The organism is Candidatus Aegiribacteria sp., from assembly GCA_021108005.1.
Classification (GTDB): Bacteria; Fermentibacterota; Fermentibacteria; order Fermentibacterales; family JCC-6; genus Aegiribacteria.
In genome coordinates this window covers 1-5,203 of the sequence record JAIORS010000055.1, presented here as the reverse complement: position 1 = coordinate 5,203, position 5,203 = coordinate 1, and the positions used below count along the sequence as shown (strand labels likewise).

General features: G+C 47.2%; 4 protein-coding genes. 3 read left to right on the top strand and 1 reads right to left on the bottom strand.

Annotation, left to right across the window (positions count from 1 at the left end):
* Nucleotides 1-143 precede the first annotated feature (143 nt).
* Nucleotides 144-476 (bottom strand): DUF6150 family protein, encoded by a 333-nt coding sequence (locus K8S15_03455; GenBank protein MCD4775091.1) that lies wholly within the window; start codon nucleotides 474-476, stop codon nucleotides 144-146.
* A 96-nt stretch (nucleotides 477-572) separates the two neighbouring features.
* Between K8S15_03455 and K8S15_03450 the strand changes: the two genes are divergently transcribed.
* The 3 genes from K8S15_03450 (at nucleotide 573) to K8S15_03440 (ending at nucleotide 5,147) form a co-directional block, all read left to right on the top strand.
* Nucleotides 573-2,780 carry a DUF3160 domain-containing protein gene (locus K8S15_03450; protein MCD4775090.1) on the top strand — a complete coding sequence of 736 codons (2,208 nt, stop codon included), beginning with the start codon at nucleotides 573-575 and terminating at the stop codon, nucleotides 2,778-2,780.
* Nucleotides 2,781-2,911: 131 nt separating this feature from the next.
* On the top strand, nucleotides 2,912-3,817 hold the full coding sequence (locus K8S15_03445) for a hypothetical protein (protein MCD4775089.1): 906 nt from the start codon (nucleotides 2,912-2,914) through the stop codon (nucleotides 3,815-3,817).
* Nucleotides 3,818-3,839: 22 nt separating this feature from the next.
* On the top strand, nucleotides 3,840-5,147 hold the full coding sequence (locus tag K8S15_03440; GenBank protein MCD4775088.1) for a tetratricopeptide repeat protein: 1,308 nt from the start codon (nucleotides 3,840-3,842) through the stop codon (nucleotides 5,145-5,147).
* Nucleotides 5,148-5,203: the final 56 nt, after the last annotated feature.

Genomic DNA, 5,203 nt, shown 5'->3' with positions numbered 1-5,203 from the left:
CTGCCCGCAGCCGTGAATATACTGAATAAAAACTCCGAAAACCAGAAAACACTAAGTATCTGCTAAAATCCTACCGTTTACCGGTACAGGATAGATGGCCAGGTTCATTTCAGACCGATTTCACTGTTATCGTGAATCAAGCTTTAGTGAAGCCTGTTCTGCCATTTACTGCTGTCTTCCCAGCCGGCCTGATACTCGTACTCCACGAAGAATACGCAAAGGTCCGCCTGGTATTCGTAATCAACGTAGTAAATATCGATATCCGACTGGTACTCGTAATCGACAAAATACCAGAGAGCGTCTTCTCCATCGCCCTGATATTCATAATCGACCACGTAAACCGATATGTCAGCCTGATACTCGTACTCGACAACGTAAATACTCAAATCGGCCTGATACTCATAATCACATACGTATACATTGCCAGCCACCGCAGCGGCTGCGGCTGCGGCAAGAATCATAAGAGTCTTTTTCATGAACACCTTCTTTCTTCGTTACTCCATTTCATTGCCATGGAATAGATAATTGTCAATATATGTATATGATTCAAACAAATGAAAGGAGCTCCCGCCATGAGGTACGAATTTATTTTTACTGCTGTTCTCCTGATTCTGCTTATTCCCTGCTGCAGCAGCGGAGGTGAAACCTTGAGTGGTTCAAGTAATGACAACGAAGAATTACAATTCCCCGCCGAATTGAATGTTGCGGAAACGTTCGTCGATCGCTTTTACGAAGCTGTAGAGTGTACTGTTGACCCCAACATGAACTCAATGGAATTGCCTGTTAATGAAGAAGACTTTATTAATCTTGACGAAATCATCAGGATATGCGGTATTGGCTCGACTCCGTCAACGCTTCTGCAGAACGGTTTCATAGTGTACACCCCTCTCTACCCTACGAATAACCCGATCAGAGCATATGAATTCATGGAATCATGGGACCAGCCGGTATACGTATCAGCGGGAATTCCTCTTCACATGCTTCATATCTTCTTCGACCAGATCCTCCAGGATATCGAGGAAAATCACCTTTACGGAGACCTTGAAATTATCTGCGCGAGCCTTTACGAGAAAAACCTCGAAAGGGGTTGCCAACTGAACGCTGCGTTCTTTGCGGTACCCCTTGAATTCCTGGATCCCGAATTCGAGGCGGATCGATCCATTTCGGAAGCGGTTGATGCCGAACTAGCTCTGATAGAAGAACATGTCGGCTTCAGTGAAAGCCCCGTGTTCGGATACAAAGAGGATTACTCCCAGTACGTTCCAAGGGGACATTACACTTCAAGCCCCGCTCTTGAACGGTACTTTAAAGCGATGATGTGGCTTGGAAGGCTTACATTCATTCTGAACGGAGGAGAGCCAAACGGGCAGACGGCCAAATATATCGTTTGCGAAGAGGACGCTCGAACCTTGACGTCGTGCGCATTGTACATCGTATCCGATCTTGCCGGAATTGAAGCCGAAGGAGAACCGCTCCTTACAAAATGGAGTCGAATCTACGAAATAACAGCTTTCTTCGCAGGTTTCGCAGACGATCTGTCTGTAACGCAATACGCTGAAGCGGCACGGGAAACTGCCGGTCCCACCGCTGCAAGCGATCTTATCCAGAGTATGGATTTCTACAGGATTTTCAGAGATCATGTGAATTCCAATTTTGCCGGCCCCGCCATATACAGCGGCACAGGTGAGATTATTTCGATGCCGGATGAACAGGGGGAATTCGACCCCGGTGATCTTCAGGAGGCATTCCAGAAGACAACCGGCTTCAGATTCCTGGGTCAGAGGTATACACCCGACAGCGAGATTCTGGGAAAACTGGTCTTCCCCGCCGTTGGACTGAATCCATCAGGACAGAACCGGTTTATGCCCTCGGGTCTTGATGTTGCCGCGGTCTTTGGCAGCGAAGCCGCCGCCGTCATACTTGAGGAACAGGGAGATTTCCTGTTCGCGCATTACGCCGATTCCCTTGAATCTCTCAGCGGGATGATCGAGGATTACAGCCCCTCTGACTGGCACGCTACTCTTTACATGTCGTGGCTTCACTGCCTGTATCTACTTCAGGTGGAGAAAGGAGAGGGTTACCCTGATTTCATGAGAACGGCGGCGTGGAACCGCCATACTCTTTCTAATTTCCTGGCTTCATGGGCGATGCTCAGGCATGATACTATCCTATACGCCAAGCAGAGTTACACTATGGAATGCGGATGCGCGCCAGGACCTTATGATGAGCCGGTACCATCCGCCGGATTCGTTGAACCCGTACCGGAAGTTTACGCTGAACTTAACGCCACTCTTCAGATGGCGCAGAGGGGACTTCGCGCATACGGAGTTCTTGACAGTGACATCGAAAGCAGGTTCCGCAACGCTTGCTCCGTAATGACACGGCTTCAGGATATAGCTGAGAGAGAACTCTCAGGTGAAGAAATCACATCCGAAGACGCGGATTTTCTTAAGAGCTTCGCAAGTTATCTGGAATCGGCTATTTGCTGGGACGGAGAAACAACCGAAGGGCTTGAAACATCCCTTATAGCCGATGTTCATACGGATCAGAACAGCAGTTCCGTGCTTGAGGTAGCCTCGGGAGACCTGGATTACTGCATAGTTGTCTACAAAAGACCCGATGGTAATATCGAAGCTGCAGTGGGCCCCGTTCTCAGTTATTACGAGTTCACATGGCCCATGTCGGACAGGCTGACCGATGAAGCGTGGAGGAAAATGCTGTCAGACGATAACGCGCCGGAAAGATCTTCCTGGGTAGAGGGATACATGAATATTCCGTAAACGGAAGGCTGTGAATAACACATCCCATATCGTAATGGAAAGTAGAAATCACCCTTTCCATAATCTGTATATATGGTTATTGTATTACTTGTTGTAACGGAGTACTTGTCGAACATGCAAAGGAAAAGATTATGAAAAGTCAAAGCCTGGTAATTCCGATATTGTTGCTGGTTCTGATGCCTTTGAGCGCCTCAACAGTTTTTCGCTCCACGGAAGGCTTCTCTATCGGTAGTGAATATGATGAATCGGAAGGCGGTACATTAATAGCAACGATAGGAATACCAGCCGGATGGACAAAGGCCTGGGGTATGGCTTATCACGATGAACACGATATGCTGTATACCTCTCAAGGCAAGGCAAGCCCCAACAACGCGCTTGTGTACGCAGAATACTCCGGTGGAGAAACGGTTACGTGGGTGGAATTCGACCATGCCGACTACATTACCGGTCTGGGGTGTTACGAGGATGATCTGCTCTTCGGAGTAACTCAGAACGATCCCTTGAATCCTCGTCCATATTACCTGTACACCTGGCAGCTTGACGCTTCTGGAATACCGATGCTTCCTCCCGATGTCTATCAAATGACTACACTTAGCACAGGCGGCATGGGAGGCTGCGAATGGGACGGTGATTACCTGTGGATGGTAGATCAGAATTTTGTGGCCGACGATCCCGCGATTATTTACAAATACGATGTGAGTACACATTCAGTGGTGGACAGCTGGAACTTTAACAGGGTGGGCGCTTTCGGTATCGCGTGCGTCTGGGACTCAGGCGTTCTTAAGATATGGGTGAGCGAATGGTGGGATGCCAATCAACTCGTAGAGCATTCATCCACCGGAGGACTGACGGGCCCAGCCTACAATCTTTTTGGCGTTTCGCCCAACGATATAGCTTACAAATACGATACGGATTTTGATGGACCCGGTTTCTTTGTCTGTGACTATAACACAAGTACAATCAGGCTATACGATCATACCTTGACGCACCTTGAACACGACACCTGGGGATCCATCAAAGCTGGTTTTATCGAGTAAGTAAGTCCGGATTCAACTGAATATGACAGCTTTGGCAAACCGGCAGGATCCCGAATTCCTCAAGAAGAAGCTTCAGAAAGCTGACGGGCTTGAACGCGTAAAAGTTCTCGCGGATCTGTCTGTCGCGTACAGAGAAACCGATCGCAGGAAGACAATTGGATTCGGAGAGCAGGGTCTGAAACTCCTTGAAGATATCGATGACAAAAAGCTTGAATCCATAATACTTAATGAACTCTGCTGGGCATATCAGTGTATCGGAGAGTATCAGACAGCTTTGAAGTACGGTTTTAAGAACCTTGAAATAACCGATATAACCAAAGACAAGATAAGCAGATCTGATACTTTCAACCGAATCGGTATTATTCACTACAAGTTGTCGAATATTGATAAGGCTCTTGACTATTTTCTGAAGGCACTGCGGATATTTGAGGAATCTGACGAAATCCTGAAAGTATCATCGTTGCTGAACAATATCAGTATTATCTACAGCGGTCTGAACGATGAAAGCACCGCTCTTGATTACTGTAACCGAGCCATAGAAATCTCCGAAAAACACGGTTGTCTGACCAATCTTGCCAACTCCCTGAACAACGCGGGAAGCATATTCCGCAGAACAGGCGATCCGGAGAAATCACTCGAGTATTATCGTAGAGTGCTGGAAATACGGACGGACCTTGGTGAAACATGGAAAATTGCTCGCGTTCTCACCAATATGGGCATGGTTTATGATGACCTGAACAATCCTGAAAAGGCGCTTGAATGCTTTTTTAAAGCACTTCGGATAGAGACTGAAAAAGGAGATACAGATGATGCCTCCCATACACTGCTATCCATCAGCCTGAACTATGCGAGTACAGGCGAATTTCAGGAAGCTTACGAATATGCCGGGAAAGCACTCGCAAACACAGATCGTATCGACTCGCCCATAGTTATAAGAAGCATCTATCAATCCTATTCCGAGGTCTGCGAAATGATAGGGAATTTCAGGGAGGCGCTCGAATATCATAAGAAATACAAAACGCTCAATGATGAGATATTCACCGAAGACAGCAGCCGAAGAGTCAACGAACTGCGGGCGAAGTACGAATCCGATAAAAAGGAAAGGGAAACGGAAATCTACAGGCTCAGGAACGTCGAACTAGCAAAAACCAATGAAGACCTCAAGAAAGCTCTTGGCGAAGTAAAACAACTCAGTGGAATGCTTCCTATATGTGCATCCTGTAAAAAGATCCGTGATGACAGCGGATACTGGGAACAGATAGAATCCTATATTTCCAGCCACTCGAAAGTCCAGTTCAGCCACAGTCTGTGCCCCGAATGCATGCAATAGGGTCACTCATTAGCTGACTGATGTCAATAGGGTATACTCCACCATAGGGATATCCA

Excerpts from the sequence above, each read along its gene's own strand:
- K8S15_03440 (MCD4775088.1), top strand. The coding sequence starts at position 3,840 with ATGACAGCTTTGGCAAACCGGCAGGATCCCGAATTCCTCAAGAAGAAG.
- K8S15_03450 (MCD4775090.1), top strand. The coding sequence starts at position 573 with ATGAGGTACGAATTTATTTTTACTGCTGTTCTCCTGATTCTGCTTATT.
- K8S15_03455 (MCD4775091.1), bottom strand. The coding sequence starts at position 476 with ATGAAAAAGACTCTTATGATTCTTGCCGCAGCCGCAGCCGCTGCGGTG.
- K8S15_03445 (MCD4775089.1), top strand. The coding sequence starts at position 2,912 with ATGAAAAGTCAAAGCCTGGTAATTCCGATATTGTTGCTGGTTCTGATG.